Here is a 25,651-nt window from a genome sequence, read left to right as displayed (position 1 = left end):
GTGATCACCGCGAGGGCCGCTGCGGACGACGCGGCCATGTGCTGTCAAGGGTGGACGGCGGTGAGCGTCGGTCACCGCCCGGCAGCGGCGCGGAGCAGCGGGTCGAGGGCGTCGACGAGCGCGGCGAGACCGGTCGGGGTGTCGCCCGGGGCTGCTTCCAATTCGCCGATCTCGACGCCGAGCACCGGTCGGGTGGCCAGGACCTCGGCGGCGGCGTGCAGGTCGGCGAGGGAGAGCCCGCCCGGTACCTGGTAGTCGGTGGGCACGATGCCGGGTTCGAGGACGTCGCAGTCGAGGTGGACGTAGACGGGCCGGTCGGCGATGGCCTCCTGCAGCCGGGTCGCCAGGTCCGGGCCGGGCGCGATGTGGGTGATCGGCGTGCCCTGGAGCAGCAGCTGCTCGGGTGGGTCGATGTCGCGGGCACCGACCAGGACGATGTCGGCCGGCGACAGCCCGGCACCGAGTCCGGAGTCCCACAGCCCGGCCGGGCCGGACAGGGCGAGTCCGCCGAGGTAGCCGGTACCGGAGGTGGCCGGGGTGTTGAGGTCGGCGTGGGCGTCGAACCAGACCACTCGTGCTCCGGGGTGGTGCCGGACGACGACGGGGACGGTGCACAGGGCCACGGTGCACCGGCTGAGCGCGGTCACCGGCACCTGGCCGGCCGCGAAGATGTCCTCGTAGCGGGCCGCCATCTGCCGCAGGACCGGCATCGCGGCGTCCAGCTCGGTCTGCCAGTCGGTGTCCAACGCCGGTTCCGGCGATCCCACGGTGGCCGGTGCGAGGTGCAGTCGGGCGGCGAGCTCGGCGGCCAGCAGCGGCCCGCCGGTCATCGCGCGGTCGTTGTGGTCACCGGCGCGGCCGTTGAACAGCGTCAGGGCGAGGCGGTCAGGCACAGGAGCTCCTCCGGGTGTCACGGGTGGGTGGGGCCGCGGTCGTCGAGGGCGCGGCTGAAGACCACGCGGTGCAGCCCGGGGCCGTCGTGGTCGCTGTGCACCGACGTCCCGGCCACGGTCCGGTCACCGGGGTCGACGCGGAAGCCCAACCGGGTGTGGAAGGCGATCGAGTCCCGGTTGCCGGGGCTGGTGACGCAGCCGACCTGTCGGGCGCCTCGTGCGGCGGCGTCGGCACCGAAGCGCGCGTGCAGCCGACGTCCCAGGCCGGCGCGCTGTGCGGCCGGGTCCACGCCCAGGAAGTGCACGTAGGCGGTGTCGGGGCGAGCGGGGGAGAGGAACCCGATCAGGAAGGCCACCAGGTGTCCGTCGTCGTGCTCGATCAGGTAGCTGGTGTCGGTGAAGTGCTCGAAGAACAACCGGGGCAGCAGCGCTGCCCGCTCCCGACTTCCGGCCTCGCCGCCGAAGCCGGCCCACCACTGGTCCAGCACCGCGTGCACTCGCGCGTGGTCGTCGGCGTCGGGATGACGTACCGACCAGCCCGGCGGCAGTGCGTCGTCGAGCAGCCCGGTCACCGGTCGCGCCCGTTCCGGGCCGGCGACCACTGTGCCGCCTCCCGGCTCGCCAGCTCTGCCAGCCAGTCGGTGACGACTGGTGCGACGATCGCCGCCAGCCGGCCGTAGCCGGCGGTCGAGGGGTGGAAGGCATCTCCGGCGGAGACCTCCGCCACCCACACCGCGTCCTCGGCCAGGGCTCCGACGTCGACGAACCGCACGTCGCGATGGGCGCACGTGGCTGCCATGCCGACGGCCAGGGCGCCCGCCCGGGCGCTCAGGGCGGTGTCCAGCACGGGCGGCGGACCGACCACCAGCGACGCCCAGCCGGCGGTGTGCGCGTCGTTCAGCATCTGCCCCAGCAGGTCCAGGGTCCGCTCGCGGGGGACCCGCCGCCGGCCCTCCTGCTCGTCGACGTCGTTGGTGCCGAAGGCCAGGACGATGCCGAACCGGTCGCCGTCCTTCAGCCGGCTGCGGGCCTCGCCGGACCAACGCCGGGCGATGTCCACGGAGGTGTCCCGGCGTACGCCGAGGTTGTAGGCCGTCAGGCTCCAGCGGGGATCCTGCGCCGCGGCGGTGACCTGGCCTACCCAGCCCGCTCCGGTGCGGTCACCGACCCCAGCGGTGAAGGAGTCCCCGAAGACGCACACCCGCACATCGGGCGATGCGATCACGACGTCGCGGGACAGCCGCTCCAGCTCAGGCCGCGGCGGCGTCGCGACACGAGCGTGCACGCGGCGACGGCCAGACCGGGGGACGGAAGACGCGACATGACGGCAGCATAGTCATGCAAGGAGCTGCATGGTCAACCTCGAACGTCGGCCGATTCCGGCGACAGGCGGACCGGTGGATCAGGTTGGGGCCTCCTCTCAGGTCGTCGTGGCGGCGCAGCGTGCGGCTTGGCCAGCGACAACTCCCTTGACAGGCAAGCAGTGACTTGCCTATAAGAGACGCGTGGACGCGGACTCCGACCTGTACAGGGCCATGGGTGACGCGACGCGACGCACGATCCTGGACGAGCTGACCGACAGGGACGGACAGACGTTGTTCGAGCTCTGCGGTCGACTGACCATGAAGCACGGCCTGGCCTCTTCGCGCCAGGCGATCTCGCAGCACCTGGCGGTGCTCGAACAGGCCGGTCTGGTGCACGCCCGGCGACAGGGCCGTTACAAGTTCCACCACATCGACATGAGCCCGCTGCGCTCGATCGTCGAGCGGTGGCCCATCGACCGAGAGGGACCGAACCCGTGATCCGGATCAACATCACCAGTGTGTTCGTCGACGACCAGGCCAAGGCGCTCGCGTTCTACACCGAGAAGTTGGGGTTCATCGCGAAGACCGATGTCCCCGCCGGTGAGCACCGCTGGCTCACCGTGGTCTCGCCCGCCGACCCGGACGGTGTCGAGCTGCTGCTGGAGCCGACCGGCCACCCGGCGGCGGGTCCGTTCAAGGAGGCGCTGGTGGCCGACGGCATCCCGTTCACCCAGTTCGCCGTCGACGACGTGTACGCCGAGGTTGAGCGGCTCAAGGCGCTGGGCGTGCAGTTCACCCAGGACGCGACCGACTTCGGGCCGGTTGTCACCGCGGTCCTCGACGACACCTGCGGCAACCTGATCCAGCTCGCCACCATGAAGTAGTCGCTGGAGGAGTCCCTGGTCATGCGCGCCTGACAGGATCGCGCCCGTGCGTGCGCTGACCTACTACGTGGGGGTGACGCTGGACGGGTTCATCGCCGCCCCGGACGGCTCCTACGACTTCTTCCCCGTCACGGAGCCGCTGTTGGAGTTCATCGCCCAGGAGTTCCCGGAGACGCTGCCCACGCACGTCCGCGGCCAGCTGCAGATCACGGACCCGGGGACGCGGTTCGACGCCGTGGTCATGGGACGGGCCACCTACGAACCGGCCCTGCAGGCCCAGATCACCAGTCCCTATGCCCACCTGGACCAGCACGTCGTCTCCACCACGCTGCCTGCGGACGTCGACCCGGCGGTGCACGTCAGTCGGGACCCGGTCCAGCTCGTGCGCCGGCTCAAGGGCGAACCCGGCGACGGGGTGTGGCTGGCCGGTGGGGGAGCGCTGGCCGGTGCGCTCCTGGACGAGATCGACGTCCTGGTGCTCAAGCGCTACCCGATCGTCCTGGGCGCCGGCATCCCGCTGTTCGGTGCCGGTGCGGCCAAGGCGCGACCCTTCGACGTCGTGGACGAGCGCACCATCAGTGGCGGCACCCGGGTCAGCACGTACACCCGGGCGACCTGACCTCGCTCCCACTCCTGGCCGAGTCCACGCACCGTCCGACCGGGACGGACCGTGGCTGCGGTGTTCGACAACGCAGCCGGCTCAGAGCTGTCGGGGTTCCGTATCGGTGTCGCCTTCCGCGAGGGACCCGCGCTCACTGAGATCTGGCGGCCTTGACACCGGCATTCCGTAGCTGACGTCCTCTGTCGCAGGGCCCGTGATCGACCGTGTTCAGAGCGCTGTGTGCGACGCGCGGGCAGCCCGGGTCAGTTCGCGGAACTCGCGTGCGGTCCAGGGTCTTGTGGACCCGTTCCGCCCGGCGCGGGTTGCCCGGCCCAGGCGCTCCGGCCGTCGCGCTCCCAGAGCTGGGTCAGGCGTAGGGAGACCTCGGTCAGGGCCGCGACCAGTGCCGGAACCTGACTGACGTGGACGACGAGTGGCACCGCATCGGCCTGCCGAGCCTGCCGGATGGCCAGGTGCGCCCCTCGCCCACCTTCGGGTGAGTGGCTCTCGAACCAGCCGTTGACCAGGAGCGCCAGGTCACCGACACCGGTGGGCAGCAGGGCTCCTGCCTCGCCTTCGGCGAAGACGTCCATTCGCAAGCCGACGGCGTCCTCGGGCAGCGCGGATGCACTCATGATCTCTCCTCGTCAGGGTTGCCCGGAGGCTAGTTGGCCTCGCGCCCGGGGGCCCGGTGTTGGGGCGGCAGTCGTCTGGGGAGTGACGCCCTCAGGTAGCGGGTGTGTTGCCGGCGAAGGTGCGTCCGGCGTCGGTCGGCTTGAGAGCGGGACCGCCGTCCTCGCGCCGTCACAGCGCCCCGGCGGCGTCGCCCTTGTCGGGCAGGACGAGAGACCGCACCAGGCGGCGTGGCCGGAAGCCGAGCCTGGCGTAGTGGAGAGCCGGGGTGGACGAAGAGGTTTTCGATCACGCCGCGGCCCGCTGGGCCGCTCCAGGTGCAGACGAAGCCAGCGAGCTCTCCGTCGCGCTGTGCGCAGTAGTAGGTTGCCTGGCTCTCCAGGTCACGACGGTGCTCGACCCCTGCAGTGGTGTGCGCGAGCGGACGAGGATGATCGCCACGGCGTTCGTCCTCCGCCAGGTGGTCGCGGCGGAACAACCTCGATCGTGCGGTCCAGTCGGGATCGAGCTCGATCGCGGGCCTCACCTCACCCAGCGGGGACGGTCCGGCGAGCGTCGCGCCGGGAGCGAGCTCGAGCCGGACCTCGCTCCCGATCTCCCATCCGCGCAAAGTCAGCTCCGCCTTTCCGGTGTCCCGCTCTCGACGACGATGCGGCGACAGCGTCCCGATCCCGTCGCGGTGGCCAGGTCTGCTTCGAGGGTCTGTACATCCTCAGGGCGGACCGCGTACATGAAGTTGGCCAGGTCGAGCGCCGGCGCGGTTGCACGGCGCGTCCCTGAGAGGACTCGCTCGCAGATCAGCTGGGCGCGGTGGCCACGTCGTGCAGGACGAGGGTGGCGAAGCCCAGTTGGCGGCGCCAGCCGCCCAGCCAGGCGTCGCGGTGTACGCGGGCGGCGGCCAGCGCCTGATCGCGGTCCTCGGTCGTGGGGGCTTCCCGCAGTGCCCAGTCGACGAGCGAGCCGGTCCAGCTGAACTCGTAGTCGTCCCACTCGGCCAGCGTGCTGGTGTGCCCGTACGACGGCTCGAACCCGTGCTCACGGGTGGCCTGCACGAAGCCGGCGAGGTCGGGGAAGTCCTCGGGAGAGGCCTCGAGCGCCGCCAGGGCAGACGCGGACGGACTGTCCTCCCAGATCGTGTCGCCGACCAGCGCCTGGCCGCCGGGGCGCAGGTGCGTCCGGACGGCGGCCAGCATGTCCGGCAGTCGGCCGAAGGCGTGGCTCGCGCCGACGCACAGCACCACGTCGAAGCGCCCGTCACTCCACGTGGCGGCGTCGGCCTCGGCCCAGCGCACCCGATCGCCCAGCCCCCGCTGGGCGGCGCGGTCGACGGCGGAGGCCGGCAGCATGTGGTCGATGCCGACACCGGTCATCCCGGGCTGGATGAGCAGCAGCTCCTGCAGCCACTCGCCCTCGCCGCAGCCGAGGTCCACGGCGCGGCCCCCCGTGGGTGGGCTCAGCCAGCCGACCAGGTGGCGCAGCTGCTCGGGCCCCACCGGCGCCGCGATCGGATGGCGCAGATGAGCGATGTCGAAGATCTGGGCGCGGTCCACGCCGCCGAACGGTAGGAGCGCAGTCGCAGCGCGTCGACCGGATTGCGCGGTTGGTCCGTGCTCACTGGCGGACCACGCCCAGGGGTGTCGTGGGCGTATGCGGAATCGGAGACGCCCGGGCAACGGCGGCCCGCGTGCACTGGGAGCTGTCCACCAGTTCTCGATGCCGCACCGGCTCTGCCGCGCGGGGAGGAGTCCTCCCATGACGACCACCCACCACCTGCCCGCCGACAGGGCGCCCGGCGCACCGTCGGGCTCGCGGCGAACGGGTCTCCTCGTGCTGGCCGCGGTCGCTGTGCTGGTCGTGGTCGGCGGCATCACGCTCGGTCCGACCGGGTTCGTCGCCGATGCCCGCAGGGCGGTGGTGGCCGGGGTCGAGGCCCTCGCCGCGCCCTGGCCGGGCACCGTGCACCGGGCCCAGGTCGAGGCCGTGGCGAACGCGCTGCTCTTCGTCCCGGTGGGTGCGCTGGCCGCCCTGGTCCTGCGGCGCTCAGGTCCCGTTGCGCCGCTGGCCCTCGGCGCCGCGACCTCGGTGCTGATCGAGCTGGCGCAGACCGCGCTGCCCGGCCGGGTCCCCGACCTCGTCGACGTCGCCGCCAACACCGCCGGCACGCTGGTCGGGGTCGCGCTCACCTCCGTCTGCCTGGCCGTCGCGCGCCGCTCCAGACGAGGCGCTGCGTGCCGTGCCCGGCGGGGGATCGTCGCGGCGCTGGTCACCGCACCTCTGCTCATCGCGGGCGTGGCCGGGTGCTCGTCGGCCGGTCCGTCCGTCCCCCCGGGGGCCAGCGCGTTGGCCGGTGTCGCCGGCACACCGGCCCCGGATGCGTCCGGCGGGGGAGCCATGACCGTCGAGAACGGTCACGTCCCTGACGGCGAGGAGCTGTCGGCCTTCGCCGACGTCCCGGCCATCACCGGCCTCGACGACGCGCTGCGCACCGCCGTCCAGGACGCGGCCCGGGACGCGACGGCCGACGGGATGGACTTCCACGTGTCCAGCGGGTGGCGCAGTGCCGCCTACCAGCAGGCGCTCTTCGACGCCGCGGTGGAGCAGTACGGCAGCCCGGAGGCAGCCCGGGAGTGGGTGCTCCGTCCCGACGAGTCCTCCCACGTCACCGGCGACGCGGTCGACATCGGCCCCACGGACGCCATGTACTGGCTGTCCCGGTACGGGTCGGACTACGGCCTCTGCCAGACCTACGGCAACGAGATGTGGCACTACGAGCTCGCCGTCGAGCGCGGCGGTCAGTGCCCCGCCCCGGCCGCCGACCCCACCGCCGGCTGACCGGGATGACGGCCACCCGCGAGCCGGCCAGTGTCGTCGCGGCCCGGCAGCTCGCCGCCGAGGCGCACGCGCGTCGGCGGGTGCCCACCCGGCGGGTCGCCCCGTCCGCCGCCCAGCGCGCCGATACGTCGAGGAGACACCCCGCTCCCTACCCTCGCCGCATGCGCGTGCTGATCGCCGAGGACGAGCCCTACCTGGCCGACGCCATCCGGGACGGGCTCCGGCTCGAGGCCATCGCCTCCGACGTCGTCCACGACGGGGACAGCGCGCTGGAGAACCTGGCCGTCAACAGCTACGACGTCGTCGTGCTCGACCGGGACCTCCCCGGCACCTCCGGGGACGAGGTCGCCCGGCGGATCGTCGCCGAGAGCCTGCCGTGCCGCATCCTCATGCTGACCGCGGCTGACCGGCTGGAGGAGAAGGTCGCCGGCTTCGAGCTCGGTGCCGACGACTACCTCACCAAGCCCTTCGCCATGCGGGAGCTGGTGGTGCGGTTGCGTGCGCTGGGCCGCCGTCCGCTCGAGGGCGCGCCCCCGGTGGTGGAGTTCGCCGGCCTCACCCTCGACCCGTTCCGGCGGGAGGTGTACCGCGACGGCCGCTACGTGGGGCTGACCCGCAAGCAGTTCGCGGTGCTGGAGGTGCTGATGGCCGCCCGCGGCGGGGTGGTCAGCGCGGAGTCGCTGCTCGAGCGGGCGTGGGACGAGAACGCGGACCCGTTCACCAACGCCGTCCGGATCACCATCTCCTCGCTGCGCAAGCGCCTCGGCGACCCGTGGCTGATCCACACCGTGCCCGGCACCGGCGACCGGGTGGGCGGGCCGACGGCCGACGACGCCGCGAGCGGCCCCCGGTGAGTGCCCGGCTGCGGCTGACCCTGAGCTACGCCGGCTTCCTCGCCGCCGCCGGCCTCGGCACGGTCGCGCTGTTGGCCTACGTGCTGCACTTCGTCCCCGAGGGGAACCTGAGCGACGCCTATGGCGTCCCCGTCCCGGACCGCGGCGACCTGGTGACCGCGCTGGTGCCGAAGCTGGTGGTGGTGCTCGCCGTGCTGGCGCTGCTCGGGTTGGTCGGGGGCTGGCTCCTGGCCGGCCGGATGCTCCGCCCGCTGCACTCCATCCACGGCGTCGCCCGGCAGGTGGCGGCCGGCTCGCTGGAACACCGGGTGCGCCTGCAGGGCACCCCGGACGAGTTCGGTGAGCTCGCTGACACCTTCGACACGATGCTCGACCGGCTGCAGGCGTCCTTCGACGAGCACCGCCGGTTCGCCGCCAACGCCTCCCACGAACTGCGCACCCCCTATGCCGTGGAGCGCGCGATGCTCGACGTGGCGCTCGCCGACCCGGCCACCGTGGACGTGCCCCGGCTGCTCGCCCGGCTGGACGAGACCAACCGCCGGGGCACCGAGACCGTGGAGGCGCTGCTCGCCCTCGCGGCCCTGGACCAGGGGCGCACGCCGCCGCGCACCCCGGTCGACCTCGCGGAGGTCACTGGGGGCGTCGTCCGGGACCTGGCCCCGCTGGCCGACCGGGCGGGCATCGGCGTGCACACCGATCTCGGCGAGGGCGACCTCGACGGTGCCGAGCCGCTCGTCCGGCAGCTGGTGACCAACCTGGTGCTCAACGGCATCCGGCACAACACCGGCCCGGGCGGGACCGTGCACGTGACGACGGGCAGCACGCGCGAGGGTCGGGCCGAGCTGCGGGTGACCAACACCGGCCCGCGGGTGCCCCCGGACGTGCTGGGCACGCTCACCGAGCCCTTCGTCCGGGGCGGAGGACGGACGTCGTTCGGCGGCGCCGGGAGCCACCACCCCGCGCAGCCCGGCAGCGGGCTCGGGCTGGCGATCGTGGCCCGGGTGGCCGAGGTGCACGGCGCGGCCCTGGAGCTGTCCGCGGCGCCGGAGGGTGGCCTGGACGTGCGCGTGGGGTTCCCCGCGCCCGGGGCCGACGGTGGGCTGTTCGCCGGCGTGTCCGGGTGAACGCCGCACCGGAGCCGCCGGTACCGGGCGCACTCGACCTGCAGGACGGTCCGCGGGCCTGGTCGGTCGTGGCAGCGGCCTTCGTCGCGATGTTCACCAGCTTCGGGGTGGCCTACAGCTTCGGGGCGTTCCTGCTCCCGATGAGCGCTGAGCTCGGCTCCGGGCCCGGGGGCACCGCCGCCGTCTTCTCCCTGACCACCTTGGCCATCTTCGGCCTGGGCGCCCTCTCCGGCCCGGCGGTCGACCGGTTCGGTCCCCGCCGGGTGGTGCTCGTGGGGGCCCTCGCGATGGGTCTCGGCCTCGTGCTCACCTCCCGCGCGACGGAACTGTGGCACGCGTACCTGGGACACGGCCTCGGCGTCGGGCTCGGAGTGGCCTGCAGCTACGTGCCGTTGGTGGCCGTGGTGGGTGGGTGGTTCACCCGGCGCCGCACCCTCGCGGTCGGCATCACGGTGTCCGGCATCGGGCTCGGCACGCTGCTCGTCGCCCCGCTGGCCGCCGACCTCATCGCCCGCCACGGCTGGCGGGAGGCCTACCTCCTCCTCGCCGCCGTCAGCACCATCGCACTCGTCGGGTGCGCCCTGTTCGTCCGCGCTGCCCCGGTGACCACGCACGACGACCCGGCGCCGTTGCTGTCCCGGCTGCGGACCCCGGCGTACCTGCGCCTCTACGTGAGCGGGCTGCTGCTCTCGATCGTGCTGTTCATCCCGTTCGTGCACCTGCCGGCGTACGCCGCGAGCCGGGGCGCGGGGGACGTCGCGGCGGCGACCCTGGTCGGGGTCATCGGTGCGGCCAGCATCGTGGGGCGGCTGGCCCTCGGCGCCGCTGCGGCCCGCACCGGAGTGCTCCGCACGTACCAGGCCTGCTTCGCGCTGATGGCCGGCAGCTTCCTGCTCTGGCTCGGCGCGCCCGGCTACCCGCGCCTCGTCGTCTTCGCCGTTCTGCTCGGCATCGGGTACGGCGGGTTCGTCGCGCTCGGCCCGGCGGTGGCCGCCAGCCTGTTCGGGGTGCGGGGACTCGGTGGGCTGCTCGGCGTCCTCTACACGTCGGCCGCCCTGGGGTCCGCGCTCGGACCCCCTGCCGCGGGCGCGGTGATCGGCGCGACCGGGGAGCACCTGCCGGTCGTCCTGGCCGCCGTGGCGATCGGGGCGGTGGCCACCGCCGTGGTGCTCACCGTCCGGGCTCCTGCCCCGGTGGGCTCGAGCTCGTAGCGGGTGCGGTGCCTGCCGTCGCCTCCGGTGGGGTCCGCCGCGCCTTGTCCGACGCCCCCAGCAGGAGGGCGAACAGGATCAGCAGGAGACCGGTGAGCCAGCCGCCGCCGCTGAACGGCTCGGGGACCCACTGCGCCAGGCCCACCCCTCCGAAGACGAGGCAGCCGGCCAGGACAGCGAACAGACGCGTGCCGTAGAGGAAGACGAAGGGCAGGTAGTGCGCGCCGACGATCACCATGGAGGCAGGGAAGAACCAGTCTTCCCGGTGACCGGCCGCAGCCAGTGCCACCAGCAGACCGAAGGGGACGGTGAACGCCAGCTGCGTCGCCAGGGCCGCCATCGGGTGGCCCGCCGGCAGGGCGGCCGGCCCGCCGGTGAGCCGGAGCACCGCGGTGGTCAGCGGGAAGATCAGCGTCCCGCCGAGGAAGAGGGCGGTCATCGCCGCGGGCGGGGAGACCCACGTCCCGACCCCCGCGGCCACCAGCCACACCACGCCGGACACCAGCTGCCCGACGGACCCGCCGCGGTACACGGTGCGGACGTCCCGCTGTGCCTGGCTGATCTCCACGCTGCCGCGCTCCTTCGTTGGTCCGCTCGTTCGCACCGGGCTGGGCTGGACGACGTCCTGTGATCACCGGCGCCTGCGGGACCCTACTGCTCAGCTGAGGGCCCGGTGCTCGCGTCGGGCGGCCCTCCAAGCGCCTGTGGTCGAGCTGTCCTGACGCGAGGCGGTGCGCCACCAGCTGCCTCGCGTCGATGCCCGCGCGCACCGTCGACGTCCCAGAACTCGATGTCGTCCGTGATGGGTCAGGAGGAGGATCTGTTCTGTGGCGGACGTCGTCGTCGAGGTGGGTGGCTGGGAACACCAGTGCTGTGGGGAGGCCATCGAGCGGGACCAGCTCGTCGACCTCGAGTGCATCCGGCACAGGGGAGCGGACGGTCGCGAGCACCTCGTCGAGTCCCACCACGACTTCCCCGTCGACGAGCGGGTCCGGGGACGGGTGGTCGACGTCCAGGTGGTGCACCACGGAGGAGTCGCTCGACCTGTTCTCTGCCTGCCGAGCGGGGGAGCCCTACGGGGCGTCGACGAGGACGACGACGGGCACCTGGAGGACCCGTGGACCGGTGAGGTGATCACGTCGACGGGTGAGGAGTTCCTCGTGACCGTCCGGACGCCCCGCTGACAGCTCCTCGCTCCCTGGGGCGTGGTTCAGACGGCGACGGTGGTGCCGCAGATGCCACAGACCTCGACCTGGCGGCGCTTCCACCGGGTGACCGGCACGAAGAACAGCGAGAACTGCTTGTACTGCTCCACCCGAGCCCACTGCGAGGTGTTGTTGCAGTTCGGGCAGGTACGGGTCTCGCCGGGGCCGAGGTGCTGCCGCTTGGTGCCGAAGCCGAAGAGGAAGAACATCTCGTCAGCGTAGGGAGCAGCCGCGCGGCCGCTCTGCGGTCGGTGCCCGGCGTCCGGGCCGCCGGGGTCCACATTCCGCTCGGTATCCAGAACCGACCGGTCGGACAGTAAGGTCACGGTCGTGGAGACGTCGCACAGGTCCGACGAGGCGAGGGGCGGCCGCGATGCCGTGCGGACCCGTCGCAGTCTGCTCGATGCGGCGGCCGCCGTGCTCGCCGAGGACGCCACCGCCACCTCGTTGGCCACCATCGCCGCGCGTGCCGGGGTGACCAAGGGCGCCCTCACGCACCACTTCGCCTCGCGCGACGCCCTGTTCGAGGCCCTGGCCGACGACTCGGTCGAGAGGTTCCGCAGGCGGGTCCGGGATCGCGTCGACCTGTCGGAGAACCGGCCGGGCAAGCTGTTGCGCGCCTACGTCAACGTCCTCTGCGACGACGTCGAGAGCCCTCTCGGGGCCGGCGACGCCCATGACGAGTACTGGAGCATCAGCCTGGCGTTGCACGGCACCCCCGCGGTGGAGCGCATCTTCGCCGAGGACGCCGAGTGGTGGACCGACAACCTGCGGGCCGACGGACTCGAACCCGACCGGGTCACGCTGGTCAGTCTGGCTGTCGACGGGCTGGCGGCCCTGGCCGTCGTGAACCCTGGTCACGCCCGGGCGATGGCCCCTCGCGTCCGGGCTCAGCTGCTGGAACTGGTCGACGGGGGAGTCGGGGAGTCGGCGCGCGGCTGAGCCTCGGGCTCAGCTGTCGTCGCTGAGCTGGGTCTGGGACGCGGGGACCACCTTCCACGCCACCGCCCCGGCGGCCACGAGCAGCGCGGCCGCGATGACGGAGGTGACCTGCATGGAGTGGCTGAAGGCGTCGCGCGCTGCGGCGAGCACCGTCCCGTCGTCGGCGCCGAGCGCGGTCGTGCCGAAGGCCAGCGACTCCGTGACCGCCTCCTGTGCGCGGACGGGCAGGGCGGAGAGGTCGGGCAGGGACGCCCGGTACATCAGGGTGTGGAGCGTGCCCAGCAGGGCGATGCCCAGGGCGATGCCCAGCTCATAGGCCATCTCCGAGATGGCCGATGCCGCCCCGGCGCGCTGGGGCGGCACGGCGCCGAGGACGGCGTCGGTCGCGGTGGTGAAGGTGACTCCGAAGCCCAGCCCGACGATGACCAGGCCCAACGCGAGACCGGCGTAGCCCGTCCGACCCTCGGCCACGGCCAGCACGAGGAGTCCGACTGCCGCCACGAGCAGGGACAGGCCCAGCGTGCGGCCCAGGCCCAGCCGGCTCACCAGTGGCGCGATGATCGCGACGACGACCAGTGCGGCGAAGGTCAGCGGGAGCTCGCGCAGGCCGGCCTGCAAGGGTGAGTACCCCTTCACCAGCTGCAGGTACTGGGAGAAGAAGAACAGCAGGCCGCTGAACGCGAGGACGGCGAGCAGGCTCGACACGACGGTGCCGGTGAAGGCGGGGCGCGCGAAGAGGCTGACGTCGACCAGTGGTGAGGGGATGCGCCGCTGCCTGCGGACGAACAGCGCGATGACGACGGCGCCCAGCGTCACCGCGGCGACGCCGAGGAGGTCGACACCGTCCTGGGCGGTGTGCTTCACCGCCCACACGAGCGACACGATGCCCACGACCGACATCAGCGCACCCGCCAGGTCGAACGTGCCCGGCCGGGGATTGCGTGACTCGGGCACGAACAGGGCGATCACGACGAGGACCGCGGCCATGACCGGGATGTTGATGAGGAAGACCGAGCCCCACCAGAAGTGCTCCAGCAGCAGTCCGCCGACCAGGGGCCCCAGCGCGGCTCCGCCGGTCCCGCCGGCCGCCCAGATGGCGATCGCCCGGGTGCGCAGGCGGGGGTCGGGGAACAGGTTGCGGACCAGCGACAGGGTCGAGGGCATCAGGGTGGCGCCGGCGACGCCCAGCAGCACGCGTGCGGCGATCAACCAGCCGGCGCTGGGGGCGAAGGCCGCGAGGAGCGAGGCCAGGCCGAAGCCGGTGACCCCGATGAGCAGCAGCTTCTTGCGCCCGATGCGGTCGGCCAGCGTGCCCATGCTGATCAGCAGGCCGGCCAGTGCGAAGGAGTAGGCGTCGCCGATCCAGAGCAGCTGCGTCGACGTGACCGCCAGGTCTGCGGTGAGGGCCGGGGCGGCGAGCGCGAGGACGGTCCCGTCGACGGCGAGCAGGGTGACGGCCAGGGTCAGTCCCGCCAGGGCCGCCCACCTGCGCGCCCCGACGGTCGGCAGCTGTGTGCCCGTGCCGGGCGACGGGTCGAGGTCGGGCTGAGACGAGGAGTGAGAGCCCACGGCGGGCACTCTACATACCAATCGGTACGTAACGCCAACCAGGTGGAACGGAAGATGTCGAGCAGACGGGGCCGTCGAGGGGCATCCCGGGCGCCAGATGGTCGTGTCCAACGCGCCCGTGCGGTGCGGCTAGCGTGTCTCCGACCGAGGAGACGAGAGCACCCGTGACCCGCTGGCTGCCCCGCCGTGCCGCCCACCGTCATCCCCGACGGGACACGCATGCCCAGTCCCGCCTGCGCACCTCGCCCGTGCACGCCGCACGCCCGTGAACTCCGTCGCGCCGGACCAGCGTTGGGACGTGGTCGTCGCCGGCGCCGGACCGGCCGGGCTGTCGGTCGCTGCCGCCTGCGCCGCGCGGGGGCTGGGCGTGGTCGTGGTCGCCCCGCACCTGCGGCCCTGGCACCAGACCTACGGCATGTGGGCCGACGAGCTCGATGCCGTGTCCACGGCGCTGCTCGGCGACACGGCCCGGACGGAGGGACCTCCGCCGCTGGGTCGCCGGTACCCGGTCACCGTGGTGCGGACCACCGCCGGGAGCCAGGACATCGGTCGTTCCTACGCCCGGCTGCACAACGACGTCGTGCACGGTCTCCTGCTCGGTCAGCTGCGCGCCGGTGGCGGTGCGACCCGCACCGGGTCGGTCGCCGCTGTCCACCAGGACCCGGCTGGTCAGGTCGTGACGCTCGCTGACGGCACCACCCTCACCGGCGGGATGGTCATCGACGCCCGCGGTGGCGGTCCCGGCAGCGCCCACCAGCGGGCCTGGGGGGAGCGGGTCACCGGAGACCTCGGCGGCCTGGTCCCGGACGGGGGCGCACTGCTCATGGACTGGGCGGTGCTCCGGGAGGACGGCGCCGCACAGCCGCCCGCCTTCCTGTACGGGATGGGCCTGGACGACGGCACGACCCTGCTGGAGGCCACCTCCCTGGCCGCCCGCCCGCCGGTGCCGCTGCCGCACCTGCGCGACCGCCTGCACCGGCTGATCGCGGAGGCCGGTCTGCGCATCGCCGACCGGCCGGAGCGGGTGGCGATCCCCCTGGACGCCGCCGTCCGACGATCCGACGGCGTGCCCGTCGGGGCGGCGGCCGGGCTGGTCCACCCGGCGACCGGGTACAGCGTCGCCACCTCACTGCGGGCGGGCAGCACGATCGCCGACGCCGTGCTGGCCGGGGCCGATGCCGCCGCGGTGCGGGCACTGGTCCGCAGCGCGCGGCAACGCGCGACCCTCGGCCTGCTCGGCCTGGGGCGTGAGGTCCTCGTCGGTCTGGACGAGGCAGAGACCGACGCCTTCTTTCAGGCCTTCTTCAGCCTGCCGGAGCAGGCGTGGGTGGCCTACCTCGACGTCGGGTCCGCACCGACGTCCATCGCGGCCACGATGCTGCGCGTCGCCCGAGCACTCCCACCGCCGGCCCGTCGCCGCCTCGTCGCCACCGTCGTCCGCGTCGCCCTGCCCCGGCTCCCGTCCCGGCGCGCCACGCCCCTCGGACCCGTCAGGGGATGATCCGCGCCGCGCGGTACCGCTCGACGTAGCGGAAGAAGCTGTCGCGGGAGTCCCGGCTCTCGGTGAAGCCGGCCTTGCGGCTCTTGTTCATGTCGGTCAGCACCTCGATCTCCCGGCCGAGGTCGCTGTCGGTGTGCCACCAGGAGGCGATCCGGCCGAGGTCGGGCTCGACCAGCCCGTGCTCCGCGGCGATCCCGGCCCAGACGTCCTCGGTGCCGGCCATGCTCTCGGTGAGCGGGCGGACCCGTCCCTCGTAGCCCTCCCACTCCACGCCGAAGTGGGCGGCGATCTGCGGCCACAGCCAGCGCCAGCGGAAGACGTCGCCGTTGACGGTGTTGAAGGCCTGGTCGTGGCCCGCCTCGGTGGCGGCGGCCCAGATGATCTGGTCGGCCAGCAGGTCGGCATCGGTCACGTCGGTCACGCTGTTCCACTGGGTGCTCGACCCCGGGAAGACGAACGGCCGCCCCGTCTGCTTGCAGATCGCGGCGTACGCCGACAGCGTCAGCACCATGTTCATCGCGTTGCCCACGGCGAAGCCGAACACCGTGTGCGACCGGTGGACGCTCCAGGTGAACCCGGCGCGGGCGGCGGCGGCGAAGAGCTCGTCCTCCTGCGCGTAGTAGAAGTTCGGCGCGTCCAGGCGGGGCTCGTCCTCGTGGAAGGGCGTGTCCGGCATCTCGCCCTGCGCGTAGGCCTCGAAGGGACCGAGGTAGTGCTTCAGCCCGGTCATCAGCGCGGCGTGCCGCACCGACCCGGCCGGCTCGAGCGCCTGCAGCACGTTGCGGACGGCGGCGCCGTTGACCGCGATGTTCTCCGCCTCCGTGGCCTGCCGGGTCCAGGCGGTGATGGCGACGAGCTCGGGCGTCAGGCCCGCCAGCGCGGTGGCCAGTCCCGCGGGGTCGGCCAGGTCCGCCTGCACGGGGTGCACACCCGCGCCGGGGGCCCGCCCGCTGCGGGAGAGCCCGTGAACCTCCCAGCCTTGGGCGGTCAGTCGCTCGGCCAGGTTCTGGCCGACGATCCCCGTGGCGCCCACGACGAGGGCCTGTCGTGGTCCGGCTGTTGCAGTCACGTGTTCGGTGTCCCCTGTCGGTCGTGCACGCCGTCGGACGGCCGGGCGAGAAGTCGCCGGGTCCGGTGCACGTGTCCCGCCGAGCGTCGCACCGCCCGGGGCTCAGCGTGTGGTGAGGTGGGCCACCACGAGGTCGCCGAGCAGCTTCCGCTGGTGGGCGCGGCTCGCCGGGTCGAGCATGTCGCGGTCGAAGATGGCCCGGAAGGTGTGCCGGTTCGCGGTCCGGAACACGCAGAACGCGCTGATCACCTGGTGCACGTCGAGCGCGTCGACGTCGTCCCGGAACAGCCCGTCGTCCCGGCCGCGCTGCAGGATCGCCCCCAGCACGTCGACCGCCGGGGCGGCCAGGCCGGCCAGCGCCGGGGAGCCGGCCAGGTGCTCGGCCCGGTGGATGTTCTCGATGCTCACCAGCCGGATGAACTCCGGGTGCGCCTCGTGGTGGTCGAAGGTGAGCCCGGCCAGCTCGCGGAGCGCCGCCACCGGCTCGAGGTGCTCGACGTCCACCTGCTGCTCCAGCGCACGGATCCGCCCGTAGGCCTGCTCCAGCACCGCGACGTAGAGCTGTTCCTTGCCGCCGAAGTAGTAGTAGATCATCCGCTTGGTCGTGCTCAGCTTGTCGGCGATCTCGTTGACCCGGGCCCCGGCGTACCCGCGGTCGGCGAACTCCGCGGTGGCCACGGCGAGGATCTCCGCCCGGGTCCGGTCGGCGTCCCGGGTGCGCTCCACCGGGCGCGCCGTGTCGGTGTCGGTGCCGAGCTCGCTGTCCGGGCGGGGCGCGGTCACGGTCTCCTCCTGCGTGGGCGGGCGTCCGGCGGAGCCTATGCACACCCCGCGCCGAGCGGCTGCGGCGACCGGGTGCCCGGCGTCGGCGGGGACTGGCGCACCGCCGTCCGATGTGGTCGGGTGTCGGTAACTCACCGCTTGGTACATAGGAGAGCAGGGTCCATGCCACCAGCCCGTCCCGCAGATGGCGCCGCCCCCTCCGCGCGGCCGCGCCGGGGGATCGCCACGGTCTGCCTGTCCGGGACCCTGGCGGACAAGCTCACCGCGGCGGCGGCCGCGGGCTTCGACGGCATCGAGGTGTTCGAGCCCGACCTGATCGCCTCCCCGTGGTCGCCGGCCGAACTGGCCACCCGCTGCGCCGACCTCGGCCTGTCGATCGACCTGTACCAGCCCTTCCGGGACCTGGACTCGACCGACCCCGCGCGGTTCGCCGCCAACCTGCGGCGTGCCGAGCGGAAGTTCGACGTGATGGGCGCGCTCGGCGTGGACACCGTGCTGGTCTGCTCCTCGGTCGCTCCCGACGCCGTCGCCGACGTCGACCAGCTCGCCGAGCAGCTCTCGACGGCCGCGGCCCGGGCCGAGCTGCGCGGCCTGCGGATCGCCTACGAGGCGCTCGCCTGGGGCCGGCACGTCTCGACCTGGGACGCCTCTTGGGACGCCGTCCGCCGGGCCGACGCCGCTGCGCTCGGACTGTGCCTGGACAGCTTCCACGTGCTGTCCCGCGGCGGGGACCCGAGCGGCTTCGCCGCGGTGCCGGGGGAGAAGGTCTTCTTCCTCCAGCTGGCCGACGCCCCGCAGCTGACCATGGACGTGCTGCAGTGGAGCCGGCACCACCGGCTCTTCCCCGGGCAGGGCGCCTTCGACCTGGCCGGCTTCCTCGGTGCCGTGCTCGCGACCGGGTACCGCGGGCCGCTGTCGCTGGAGGTGTTCAACGACGTGTACCGCCAGTCCGACCCGGCCCGGACCGCCGTGGACGCCATGCGCTCGCTGCAGTGGCTCGAGGAGGCGCTCGCGCTGGTCGACCCCGCCGCCGGCCTCCGCCCGCCGCCGGCCGCACCGGAGTTCTCCGGCTGGTCGTTCACCGAGCTGGCCGTCGACGGCGTCTCCGGGCCGCAGGTCGGGCAGGCGCTGACCGCCCTGGGGTTCACCCACACCGGTCAGCACCGGTCCAAGCCGGTGCAGCTGTGGGAGCAGGGGGCGGCGCGGGTGCTGCTCAACGCCTCCGTCGTGCGGCCCGGAGCACCCGGGGAGGCCGCGGTCTCCGCGCTGGGGCTGGAGAGCAGCGACCCCGGGCGCTCGGCCGTGCGCGCCGAGGCGATGAGCGCGCCGGTGCTGCCGCGCACGCGCGGCGCGGCCGAGGCCGAGCTGTCCGCGGTCGCCGCGCCCGACGGCACCGAGGTGTTCTTCACGCGCACCGGGCCCGACGGCTGGCCGGCCGACTTCCTGCCCACCGGCGCCCCGCCCGCGCCGGGCGCCGGCCTCACCGGCATCGACCACGTCGCCCTCACCCAGCCCTTCGACGCCTTCGACGAGGCCGGGCTGTTCTACCGGGCAGTGCTCGGCCTGGAGCCGCAGCAGGTCACCGAGCTGGCCGCGCCCTTCGGGCTGGTGCGCACCCGGGCGGTGACCGGGCCCGACCGGGCGGTGCGGCTGACCCTCTCCGCCTCCTCACTGCGCCGCGGCGGCTGGGCTCCCCGGGTCCCCGAACCCCAGTACCTCGCCTTCGGCACCGACGACGTCGTGGCGACAGCGGAGCGGCTGCGGGCCGCCGGCGCCCCGCTGCTGCGGCTGCCGGAGAACTACGCCGACGACCTCGAGGCCCGGTTCGACCTCCCCGCCGACCTGCTGGCGGCCGTCCGCGAGCACGGCCTGATGTACGAGGAGGACGCGCACGGCGCCTGCCTGCACCTGGCGACGGAGGTGCTCGGTGACCGGCTCTTCGTCATGGTGGTGCAGCGGCTGGGCGGCTACGACGGGTACGGGAACGCCGATGCGCCGGTCCGGATGACCGCCCACCGCCGTCAGCGGCGCGCGTCGGCGGTGGCGCCGGTGTCGCCGGTCGGCTCCGCCAGGATCGAGAGGACGGACGTGTCGTGAACCGGTTGGCCGTGCACCAGTCCGTGGTGCACCCGCGCAGTCCCGTCGAGCTCACCGAGCTGCTGGCCGGCACCGGCTGGGACTCGATCGGCCTGCACGTCGGCGCTGTGGCCGAGGTGGAGCCCTGGTGGTCGGGCGGGGCGGGGGAACGGAACCTGCAGCGGCTCGTCGACGAGCTGCTCGAGACCCGGGTGACGGTGCTCGACGTCGGCCGGGTCCAGCTCGGCGGCAACCTGCCCGACGACCACGTGCACGCCACCCACGGGCGGGTGCTGGACCTGGGGGCTCGGTTCGGGGCCCGCCACGTGACGGCCCGGTTCAGTCCGGACGCCGCCGCCGAGCAGGGTCTCGCCGAGCAGGTCGACGTCTTCGGCCGGCTGGTCGAGCAGGCCCGCCCGTACCGGCTCCTGCCGCTGCTCGCGCCGCTGCCGGTCGACCGCCCGGACCTGCTCGCCGGCGCGGCGGCCGTCGTGCGGCCCAGTGGTGGCGGCGTCGTCCTGGACGTGCCGGTGGACATCTGCACGCCGGCCGAGGTCGAGGCGGCCGTCGACGTGCTCGGTGAGTCCCTCGGCTACGTCCGGCTCAGCGCCCGGCAGGTCGAAGGGGCGGGTGCGGCCACGGCCGGGCTGCTCGCCACGCTCCCGCCGCACGTCCCGGTGGCGCTCGGCGGCGACGACTCCGTCGGCGTGCTCACCGACGACCCCACCGCCCGACTGCACCGGCTGCACGGCCTGGTCGACGAGATGCTCGAACACCCCCGGGCGCGCGCCCGCCGGCTGGCTGCCGGCTGACCCCAGGCCCCGGGGGTCAGCGCTGCTGGCGGGCCAGCTCAGCGAGGCCGGTCAGCGCCAGGGGGTACCCGAGGACGCCGAGCCCGACGACGACGCCCCGGGCCACCGGGGAGATGAAGGAGTGGTGCCGGAACGGCTCGCGGGCGTGCACGTTCGAGATGTGCACCTCGACCACCGGCAGCTCCACCCCCTCGATCGCGTCCCGCAGGGCGAGGGAGGTGTGCGCGTGCGCACCGGGGTTGTAGACGGCGCCGATCGCCAGGCCGTCCCGGACGCGCCGGCCCCACTCGTGCACCCAGTCGATGAGCTGGCCCTCGTGGTTGGACTGCCGGAACTCCACGTCCAGCCCCAGCTCGGCCGCCCGCACCCGGCACAGCTGCTCGACGTCGGCCAGCGTGGCCGAGCCGTACACCTCCGGCTTGCGGGTGCCGAGCAGGTCCAGGTTCGGGCCGTTGAGCACGAGCACCGAGCTCATGACGTCCTCCTCGGGTGCGGCGTGAGCAGTCGGGCCGGGTTGACCACCGTCATCTGGTGGACGTCGTCCTCGGTCGCCCCGCCGGCGAGCAGCATCGGGACCACCCGGGTCGGGAGGTTCTCGAAACGCCAGTGCGGTGCGTGGGCGGCGCGCCACGACGGCGGTGTGACGCGGCTGAAGCAGGCCGCGTCGTGCGAGAGCACCATCCGGTCGGCGTACCCGAGCCGGAGCAGCGCCAGCACGGTGGCGACCCGGCGCTCGTCGGGCAGGACGTGCTCCATGCCGAACCGGTCCATGCCGATGGTCGAGCCGGCGTCCATGAGCACCCGGAGGTAGGTCAGGTCCTCGGTGTCCCCGGAGTGGCCGATGACCACGCGGTCGAGCGGCACGCCGCGCTTCCGCAGGAACGCCTGCTGGTCCAGCCCGTTGCGCAGCGCCGGGCGGCTGTGCGTGGTGATCGGGACGCCGGTCTGCAGGGCGGCCACCGCGGCGGCGGTCATCACCCGGGCGACGTCCTCGGTGATGCCCTCCTCGTCGGTGACGACCTTGAGCATCCCGGCCCGCACGCCGGTGCCGGCGATGCCCTCCTCGATGTCGTGCAGGAAGAACTCGATCAGCGGGTCGGGGCCGTCGACCAGCAGCCCCGGCCCGTGGGTGCGGAAGAAGGGCGGGAGCACGTCGGCGGTGTAGTAGCCGGTCGAGGCGATCAGGTGCACCGGGGCGCGTTCGGCCACGGGCAGCAGCCGGGCGACGTCCCGGCCGAGGCCCAGGACGGTCAGGTCGATCACCGTGCGGACGCCGAGGTCGCGCAACCGGGTCAGGGCGGTGACGGCCCGGTCGACGGCGGTGTCCGGCTCCCACTCCGGGTGCGGGTGGTTGAGGTCGAGCTCCGGGCTGTCGACGAAGACGTGTTCGTGCACCAGGGTCGACCCGAGCTGGTCGGGGTGCACCGGGCCGCGGAAGGTCTGCACCACCGCCCCGGGGCGCTCCTTCGCGGAGTCGCCCCGGGGGTGGGTGCGGAGAGCGTCGGTCACTCGGCCGAGTTGCGGATGGCCTCGTAGACGCTGAGCTGCTCCTCGCTCAGGTTGGCCCGCAGGTACTCCTCGGCCTGGGTGCGGAAGGCGTCGACGTCCACGTCCTCCACGACCTCGAACTCGCCGCCGGAGGTCCACTCGTCGAGGACCTGCTGCTCGTCCTCCGCGACGCACTCGGGCACCTGCTCGACGGCTGCCGCGACCGCGGCGTCGAGCGCCTCCCGCTGCTCGTCGGACAGCTCCTCGACCCCCGGGCCGGCGATGACCAGGTTGGAGTTCTCCTGGTGGGCGGACAGGCTCAGGTAGTCCTGCACCTCGCCGAGGTTCTGCGCGTCGATGTTGACGATCGGGTTCTCCTGACCGTCGACGATGCCCTGCTGGAGGGCCAGGTACAGCTCCTCGTAGGCCACCTCGGTCGGGTCCGCGCCGAGGGCGCGGGCGTTCATCAGGTACTGCGGCGAGTTGGGGAACCGCATCCGCAGGCCTTCCAGGTCGGCGGGCTCGCGGATCGCCTGGCCGGCGGTGAAGTGCCGGGCGCCGGCGGACCAGGCACCGAGCACGCTGGCGCCGGTGGAGTCGGCGAACCCCTGGGTCAGCTCGTCGGAGGCGTCGCTGCCGAAGAACCGGGCGAGGTGCTCGCCGTCGTCGAAGGCGTAGGCCGCGTCGACGACGCTCATCGGCTCGTAGACCGCCCCGAGCGCGGAGGCGCCCTGGATGTCGAGGTCGATGTCGCCGGAGATCACCGACTGGATCCGGTCGGCGTCGCCACCGAGCTGGCTGCTCGGGAAGATCTCCACGGTCACGCCGACGTCGGCGGCCTCGAGCTCGTCGGCGATGACCTGCGCACCGCACCGGTGCTGCGGCTGTGCCTCGGTGTAGCTGTGCGCGAGCGTCAGCTCCACCTCGCCGCCGGCACCGCCGGCGTCCCCGCCGCCGGCGTCGTCGCCGCCGCAGGCGGTGGCGAGCAGGAGCGGGAGCAGGGCGGAGGCCGCGAGGAGCGGGCGCTTGGGGAGGGGACGGTTGGGCATGGTCTTTCCCTTCGTTGGGATTCTCAGTGCTCGGTCGGGTGGGTCTGGTCGAGCGGTCGTGCGGGGTCGGGCGTCGGGGCGTCGCCGTCGATCTCGGCGGCGACGAGCTGGTCGAAGTCGGCGAACATGGCCGGTCGTGCCGCGGCACGGCCGAGGAACAGCTCGAAGGAGTCGGCCGCCTGGTTGACGGCCATCCCGGCACCGGTCATCACCCGGCACCCGCGGGCGGTCGCCTCCCGCACGAGCTGGGTCAGCAGCGGGCGGTAGACGATGTCGGCGACCCAGAGGTCGGCGCGCAGCAGGTCGACGGGCACCGGGGTGCCGGGGTGGGCCGCCATCCCCATCGGGGTGGCGTTGACCAGGCCTGCGGCGTCGGCGAGCAGGCCGGGCAGCTCCTCCGGCGGGAAGACCGCCGCTGGGACCTGGCTGCCGGATGCCGCCAGCGCGCCGATCAGCTTCTCGGCGCGCACCGCGTCGCGGTCCACCACCGACAGCTGCTGGACGCCCTGGCTGACCAGGGCGTGCGCGACGGCGCCCCCCGCACCGCCCGCGCCGATCAGGACGACCCGCTCGAGCGGGACCCCGGGCAGCCCGGCCTGCAGGGCGGCGGCGAAGCCGGTCACGTCGGTGTTGTGACCCCGGGTGTGGCCGTCCTCGATCACGATCGTGTTGATCGCGCCGATGGCGGCGGCCTCCGGAGCCAGCTCGTCGACCAGCGGTGCCATCACCTGCTTGACCGGGTGGGTGACGTTGAGCCCGTCGAAGCCCAGCTCCACCGCCGCGCGCAGCAGGCTCCGCAGGTGGTCCGGCTGCAGTGCGTCGTCCGGCAGCTCGACGGTCTTGTAGGTGTAGCGCAGGCCCTGCCGGGCCCCCTCCCGCTCGTGCAGCTCGGGGGAGAGCGACGGCCCGATGCCCTGACCGAGGAGCCCGGCGAGGAAGGACCGGCGCGGAGCGGGTGTACCTGTCTGCGGTGCGGAGCCGGTCACAGGCCCAGCACCCCCGGCAGCCAGAGGACGGCGTCGGGGAAGGCGATGATCAGCCCGAGGATCACGACGAGCGGGACGATGAACGGCAGGCAGCCGCGGAAGACCTCGCTGACCTTCGTCTCGGCCACCGAGCTGAGGACGTAGAGCACGGTGCCGACCGGCGGGGTGAGCAGCCCGATCATCAGCGCGACGATCATCAGCACACCGAGCACGATCGGGTCGACGCCGAAGCTCGCGCTGATCGGCAGCAGGATCGGCACCACCAGCACCAGGACGGCGGTCGGGTCCACCACCGTGCCCAGGACGAGCATCAGGATCGCCGTCATCAGCAGGAAGACCGTGGCGTTCTCGGTGAACCCGAAGACGTTCTCGGCCAGCATCTGAGGGACGCGTTCGCGGGCCAGGATGTAGCCGAGCAGGGACGCGGAGGAGACGATCAGCATGATCGCGCCGGTCGTCGTCACCGTCTCGGTGAGCACCTTGGGCAGTTCCCGGACCTTCAGGCTCCGGTAGGCCAGGCAGAGCACCAGCATGTAGGCGACGCCGACGGCGGCCGCCTCGGTGGGCGTGAAGAAGCCGCCCAGGATGCCGCCCAGGATGATCACCGGGGCGAGGATCGGGCCGATGACCCGTCGTCCGGTGACGACCAGCTGGCGCATCGAGAAGTCGGTCCGGACGATGTCCGGCTGTTTCCGCACCAGGAAGAAGACGACGACGCACAGGCCGAAGGCCATCAGCAGCGCCGGCACGACGGAGGCGGCGAACAGCCCGCCGGTCGAGACCGCGGCCAGCCCGGCGAAGATGACCGCGGGGATGCTCGGCGGCATCACCGGGGCGATCAGCGAGGCCGCGCCGGTGACGCCCAGCCCGAAGCGGAGCGGGTAGCCGTTGCGCACCATGGCCGGGATCTGGATCTTGCCGAGGGCGGCGGCGTCGGCGACCGCCGAGCCGCTCATCCAGGAGAAGCCGAGGCTCACGCCGACGCTCACGTAGCCCAGCCCGCCGCGCACCCGGCCCAGCAGCGCCAGGGCGAAGTCGAAGAGCCGGTCGGCGATGCCGCCCCGGTTGGCGATGACGCCGAGCAGGATGAACAGCGGCACGGCCAGCAGTGGGAAGCTCGCCGTCGCGTTGACGATCAGCCGGAGGCTGAGGCCGAGGGACTGGCCGGTGAGCAGCATGTAGGCCAGCGAGGGGCCGAGGAAGGCGAACGCCACCGGGACGCGGACGAAGAGCAGGACGACGATCGCGATGGTCAGCAGCAGGAGGCTCATGCCGGCCGCACCTCCGTCGTCCCGACCGGAGCCGGCACACCGCGGACGGCGAAGAGCACCGCGGCCACGGCACCCCGGATGGCCGTGCTGAGGAAGCCGAGGAACGGGAAGAGGTACAGGAAGGTCAGCGGCATGCGCAGGGACGGCGACTTGAGCTGGCCCTGCGAGGACATCAGCTCCCATGCCTCCGCGGCGAAGCCGGCGCCGATCACGGCCACGATCGCACTGGCGAGGACCCGCACGAACCGGACGACCTTCGGGTTCTTCACGTTGTCCACCAGCTGCAGCGCGATGTGGGAGTCGGTGGTGACGAGCACCCCGACCACCGTGAACGTGACCCACACCAGGCAGAACCGCGCCAGCTCGCCGGTCCACGACCAGCCGCCGACCGGCAGGTAGCGCTGGGCGGCCTGCACGAGCACGAGCACGAACAGCACCGCCAGCGCCGTCGCGGCCAGCCCGAGCTCCACCTTCGTGATCACCGAGATCCACGCCGGTCTGCGCCGGGCGGTGGTCCCTCCGTGAGCTCCGGTCATCGCCAACCTCTCTCCGCCTCTGTGCTGC

Annotated in this window: 29 protein-coding genes; 12 read left to right on the top strand and 17 right to left on the bottom strand. The window is 73.3% G+C overall.

Translation table 11 applies throughout. From position 1 onward, the window contains the following. Positions 1 to 71: 71 nt before the first annotated feature. The 3 genes from O2V63_RS10415 to O2V63_RS10405 are packed head-to-tail and all read right to left on the bottom strand — an operon-like array spanning position 72 to position 2,178. On the bottom strand, positions 72 to 893 hold the full coding sequence (locus O2V63_RS10415) for an arginase family protein (RefSeq protein WP_269167467.1): 822 nt from the start codon (positions 891 to 893) through the stop codon (positions 72 to 74). Between the two features lie 17 nt (positions 894 to 910). Continuing rightward, positions 911 to 1,465 (bottom strand): GNAT family N-acetyltransferase, encoded by a 555-nt coding sequence (locus O2V63_RS10410; protein ID WP_269167466.1) that lies wholly within the window; start codon positions 1,463 to 1,465, stop codon positions 911 to 913. After that, complete coding sequence (locus O2V63_RS10405) at positions 1,462 to 2,178, bottom strand: GDSL-type esterase/lipase family protein (RefSeq protein ID WP_269167465.1); 717 nt, start codon at positions 2,176 to 2,178, stop codon at positions 1,462 to 1,464. Before O2V63_RS10405 ends, O2V63_RS10410 begins: the two co-directional genes overlap by 4 nt. Positions 2,179 to 2,398: 220 nt before the next feature. Between O2V63_RS10405 and O2V63_RS10400 the strand changes: the two genes are divergently transcribed. From O2V63_RS10400 to O2V63_RS10390, 3 genes are read left to right on the top strand one after another with little or no spacing between them, the layout of a single operon-like run. After that, positions 2,399 to 2,695 carry an ArsR/SmtB family transcription factor gene (locus O2V63_RS10400; RefSeq protein ID WP_269167464.1) on the top strand — a complete coding sequence of 99 codons (297 nt, stop codon included), beginning with the start codon at positions 2,399 to 2,401 and terminating at the stop codon, positions 2,693 to 2,695. Next, positions 2,692 to 3,081, top strand: coding sequence for a VOC family protein (locus O2V63_RS10395; protein WP_269167463.1), 390 nt, complete (start codon positions 2,692 to 2,694; stop codon positions 3,079 to 3,081). The genes O2V63_RS10400 and O2V63_RS10395 overlap by 4 nt, the downstream gene beginning before the upstream one ends. Positions 3,082 to 3,127: 46 nt before the next feature. Beyond that, entirely contained in the window at positions 3,128 to 3,700 is a 573-nt protein-coding gene (locus O2V63_RS10390) for a dihydrofolate reductase family protein (protein ID WP_269167462.1), read from the top strand. A 245-nt stretch (positions 3,701 to 3,945) separates the two neighbouring features. Here the strand turns inward: O2V63_RS10390 and O2V63_RS10385 are convergent, their stop codons facing one another. The 3 genes from O2V63_RS10385 to O2V63_RS10380 all read right to left on the bottom strand — a co-directional run bounded on the left by O2V63_RS10385 (position 3,946) and on the right by O2V63_RS10380 (position 5,865). Continuing rightward, complete coding sequence (locus O2V63_RS10385; protein ID WP_269167461.1) at positions 3,946 to 4,317, bottom strand: hypothetical protein; 372 nt, start codon at positions 4,315 to 4,317, stop codon at positions 3,946 to 3,948. A gap of 29 nt (positions 4,318 to 4,346) precedes the next feature. Then, entirely contained in the window at positions 4,347 to 4,841 is a 495-nt protein-coding gene (locus O2V63_RS20815) for a GNAT family N-acetyltransferase (RefSeq protein ID WP_442929015.1), read from the bottom strand. A 271-nt stretch (positions 4,842 to 5,112) separates the two neighbouring features. Then, positions 5,113 to 5,865, bottom strand: coding sequence for an SAM-dependent methyltransferase (locus O2V63_RS10380; RefSeq protein WP_269167460.1), 753 nt, complete (start codon positions 5,863 to 5,865; stop codon positions 5,113 to 5,115). Positions 5,866 to 6,067: 202 nt separating this feature from the next. Here O2V63_RS10380 and O2V63_RS10375 point away from each other — a divergent pair, with 202 nt between their 5' ends. The 4 genes from O2V63_RS10375 (at position 6,068) to O2V63_RS10360 (ending at position 10,336) form a co-directional block, all read left to right on the top strand. Next, positions 6,068 to 7,147, top strand: a complete 1,080-nt coding sequence (locus O2V63_RS10375; protein ID WP_269167459.1) for a VanZ family protein — start codon at positions 6,068 to 6,070, stop codon at positions 7,145 to 7,147. A gap of 161 nt (positions 7,148 to 7,308) precedes the next feature. Next, positions 7,309 to 8,001 (top strand): response regulator transcription factor, encoded by a 693-nt coding sequence (locus tag O2V63_RS10370; RefSeq protein ID WP_269167458.1) that lies wholly within the window; start codon positions 7,309 to 7,311, stop codon positions 7,999 to 8,001. Then, positions 7,998 to 9,125 (top strand): sensor histidine kinase, encoded by a 1,128-nt coding sequence (locus tag O2V63_RS10365; RefSeq protein ID WP_269167457.1) that lies wholly within the window; start codon positions 7,998 to 8,000, stop codon positions 9,123 to 9,125. The genes O2V63_RS10370 and O2V63_RS10365 overlap by 4 nt, the downstream gene beginning before the upstream one ends. Further along, positions 9,122 to 10,336, top strand: a complete 1,215-nt coding sequence (locus O2V63_RS10360) for an MFS transporter (RefSeq protein WP_269167456.1) — start codon at positions 9,122 to 9,124, stop codon at positions 10,334 to 10,336. Before O2V63_RS10365 ends, O2V63_RS10360 begins: the two co-directional genes overlap by 4 nt. On the opposite strand, the gene O2V63_RS10355 is transcribed toward O2V63_RS10360, so the two are convergent. Then, positions 10,296 to 10,904: a DUF7010 family protein gene (locus O2V63_RS10355; protein ID WP_269167455.1), complete on the bottom strand. Its 609-nt coding sequence runs from the start codon at positions 10,902 to 10,904 to the stop codon at positions 10,296 to 10,298. The genes O2V63_RS10360 and O2V63_RS10355 overlap by 41 nt on opposite strands. A 259-nt stretch (positions 10,905 to 11,163) precedes the next feature. Between O2V63_RS10355 and O2V63_RS10350 the strand changes: the two genes are divergently transcribed. Then, entirely contained in the window at positions 11,164 to 11,520 is a 357-nt protein-coding gene (locus O2V63_RS10350; RefSeq protein WP_269167454.1) for a hypothetical protein, read from the top strand. Between the two features lie 26 nt (positions 11,521 to 11,546). On the opposite strand, the gene O2V63_RS10345 is transcribed toward O2V63_RS10350, so the two are convergent. Continuing rightward, positions 11,547 to 11,750 (bottom strand): zinc-ribbon domain-containing protein, encoded by a 204-nt coding sequence (locus tag O2V63_RS10345; RefSeq protein ID WP_269167452.1) that lies wholly within the window; start codon positions 11,748 to 11,750, stop codon positions 11,547 to 11,549. Positions 11,751 to 11,871: 121 nt separating this feature from the next. On the opposite strand from O2V63_RS10345, the gene O2V63_RS10340 reads away from it, so the two are divergent. Further along, positions 11,872 to 12,483, top strand: a complete 612-nt coding sequence (locus O2V63_RS10340) for a TetR/AcrR family transcriptional regulator (protein ID WP_269167451.1) — start codon at positions 11,872 to 11,874, stop codon at positions 12,481 to 12,483. A gap of 9 nt (positions 12,484 to 12,492) precedes the next feature. Here O2V63_RS10340 and O2V63_RS10335 read toward each other — a convergent pair whose 3' ends face one another. Further along, positions 12,493 to 14,052 (bottom strand): DHA2 family efflux MFS transporter permease subunit, encoded by a 1,560-nt coding sequence (locus tag O2V63_RS10335; protein ID WP_269167450.1) that lies wholly within the window; start codon positions 14,050 to 14,052, stop codon positions 12,493 to 12,495. A gap of 265 nt (positions 14,053 to 14,317) precedes the next feature. Here O2V63_RS10335 and O2V63_RS10330 point away from each other — a divergent pair, with 265 nt between their 5' ends. Then, entirely contained in the window at positions 14,318 to 15,553 is a 1,236-nt protein-coding gene (locus O2V63_RS10330) for a lycopene cyclase family protein (protein WP_269167449.1), read from the top strand. On the opposite strand, the gene O2V63_RS10325 is transcribed toward O2V63_RS10330, so the two are convergent. Both O2V63_RS10325 and O2V63_RS10320 read right to left on the bottom strand, forming a co-directional pair. Beyond that, entirely contained in the window at positions 15,543 to 16,586 is a 1,044-nt protein-coding gene (locus O2V63_RS10325; RefSeq protein ID WP_269167448.1) for an SDR family oxidoreductase, read from the bottom strand. The two genes, O2V63_RS10330 and O2V63_RS10325, sit on opposite strands and share 11 nt — an antisense overlap. Positions 16,587 to 16,724: 138 nt before the next feature. Continuing rightward, positions 16,725 to 17,405 carry a TetR/AcrR family transcriptional regulator gene (locus O2V63_RS10320; protein WP_269167447.1) on the bottom strand — a complete coding sequence of 227 codons (681 nt, stop codon included), beginning with the start codon at positions 17,403 to 17,405 and terminating at the stop codon, positions 16,725 to 16,727. Between the two features lie 162 nt (positions 17,406 to 17,567). Between O2V63_RS10320 and O2V63_RS10315 the strand changes: the two genes are divergently transcribed. Together O2V63_RS10315 and O2V63_RS10310 are read left to right on the top strand one after the other, a co-directional pair. Continuing rightward, positions 17,568 to 19,502 (top strand): bifunctional sugar phosphate isomerase/epimerase/4-hydroxyphenylpyruvate dioxygenase family protein, encoded by a 1,935-nt coding sequence (locus O2V63_RS10315; protein WP_269167446.1) that lies wholly within the window; start codon positions 17,568 to 17,570, stop codon positions 19,500 to 19,502. Further along, positions 19,499 to 20,293, top strand: a complete 795-nt coding sequence (locus tag O2V63_RS10310; protein WP_269167445.1) for a hypothetical protein — start codon at positions 19,499 to 19,501, stop codon at positions 20,291 to 20,293. The genes O2V63_RS10315 and O2V63_RS10310 overlap by 4 nt, the downstream gene beginning before the upstream one ends. 16 nt (positions 20,294 to 20,309) lie before the next feature. On the opposite strand, the gene aroQ is transcribed toward O2V63_RS10310, so the two are convergent. The 6 genes from aroQ to O2V63_RS10280 are packed head-to-tail and all read right to left on the bottom strand — an operon-like array spanning position 20,310 to position 25,569. Continuing rightward, the gene (aroQ, locus tag O2V63_RS10305) at positions 20,310 to 20,768 is read right to left on the bottom strand and encodes a type II 3-dehydroquinate dehydratase (RefSeq protein WP_269167444.1); all 459 of its coding nucleotides are present in this window, start codon (positions 20,766 to 20,768) and stop codon (positions 20,310 to 20,312) included. Beyond that, positions 20,765 to 21,802, bottom strand: coding sequence for a phosphotriesterase family protein (locus O2V63_RS10300; protein ID WP_269167443.1), 1,038 nt, complete (start codon positions 21,800 to 21,802; stop codon positions 20,765 to 20,767). Before O2V63_RS10300 ends, aroQ begins: the two co-directional genes overlap by 4 nt. Then, positions 21,799 to 22,830: a DctP family TRAP transporter solute-binding subunit gene (locus tag O2V63_RS10295; protein WP_269167442.1), complete on the bottom strand. Its 1,032-nt coding sequence runs from the start codon at positions 22,828 to 22,830 to the stop codon at positions 21,799 to 21,801. Before O2V63_RS10295 ends, O2V63_RS10300 begins: the two co-directional genes overlap by 4 nt. Before the next feature lie 23 nt (positions 22,831 to 22,853). After that, on the bottom strand, positions 22,854 to 23,816 hold the full coding sequence (locus tag O2V63_RS10290; RefSeq protein ID WP_269167441.1) for a shikimate dehydrogenase: 963 nt from the start codon (positions 23,814 to 23,816) through the stop codon (positions 22,854 to 22,856). Further along, positions 23,813 to 25,087 (bottom strand): TRAP transporter large permease, encoded by a 1,275-nt coding sequence (locus O2V63_RS10285; protein ID WP_036338524.1) that lies wholly within the window; start codon positions 25,085 to 25,087, stop codon positions 23,813 to 23,815. Before O2V63_RS10285 ends, O2V63_RS10290 begins: the two co-directional genes overlap by 4 nt. Beyond that, complete coding sequence (locus O2V63_RS10280; RefSeq protein WP_269167440.1) at positions 25,084 to 25,569, bottom strand: TRAP transporter small permease; 486 nt, start codon at positions 25,567 to 25,569, stop codon at positions 25,084 to 25,086. Before O2V63_RS10280 ends, O2V63_RS10285 begins: the two co-directional genes overlap by 4 nt. Positions 25,570 to 25,651: the final 82 nt, after the last annotated feature.

Origin of the sequence: Modestobacter sp. VKM Ac-2977, assembly GCF_026968045.1 — a bacterium.
Classification (GTDB): Bacteria; Actinomycetota; Actinomycetes; order Mycobacteriales; family Geodermatophilaceae; genus Modestobacter.
The sequence above is the reverse complement of the archived record's forward strand: the minus strand, read 5'-3'. Positions and strand labels throughout refer to the sequence as shown.

Bases quoted from the DNA above. Each gene is read 5' to 3' on its own strand.
- O2V63_RS10385 (WP_269167461.1), bottom strand. From the start codon at position 4,317: ATGAGTGCATCCGCGCTGCCCGAGGACGCCGTCGGCTTGCGAATGGAC.
- O2V63_RS10375 (WP_269167459.1), top strand. From the start codon at position 6,068: ATGACGACCACCCACCACCTGCCCGCCGACAGGGCGCCCGGCGCACCG.
- O2V63_RS10370 (WP_269167458.1), top strand. From the start codon at position 7,309: ATGCGCGTGCTGATCGCCGAGGACGAGCCCTACCTGGCCGACGCCATC.
- O2V63_RS10345 (WP_269167452.1), bottom strand. From the start codon at position 11,750: ATGTTCTTCCTCTTCGGCTTCGGCACCAAGCGGCAGCACCTCGGCCCC.
- O2V63_RS10315 (WP_269167446.1), top strand. From the start codon at position 17,568: ATGCCACCAGCCCGTCCCGCAGATGGCGCCGCCCCCTCCGCGCGGCCG.
- aroQ (WP_269167444.1), bottom strand. From the start codon at position 20,768: ATGAGCTCGGTGCTCGTGCTCAACGGCCCGAACCTGGACCTGCTCGGC.
- O2V63_RS10295 (WP_269167442.1), bottom strand. From the start codon at position 22,830: ATGCCCAACCGTCCCCTCCCCAAGCGCCCGCTCCTCGCGGCCTCCGCC.
- O2V63_RS10285 (WP_036338524.1), bottom strand. From the start codon at position 25,087: ATGAGCCTCCTGCTGCTGACCATCGCGATCGTCGTCCTGCTCTTCGTC.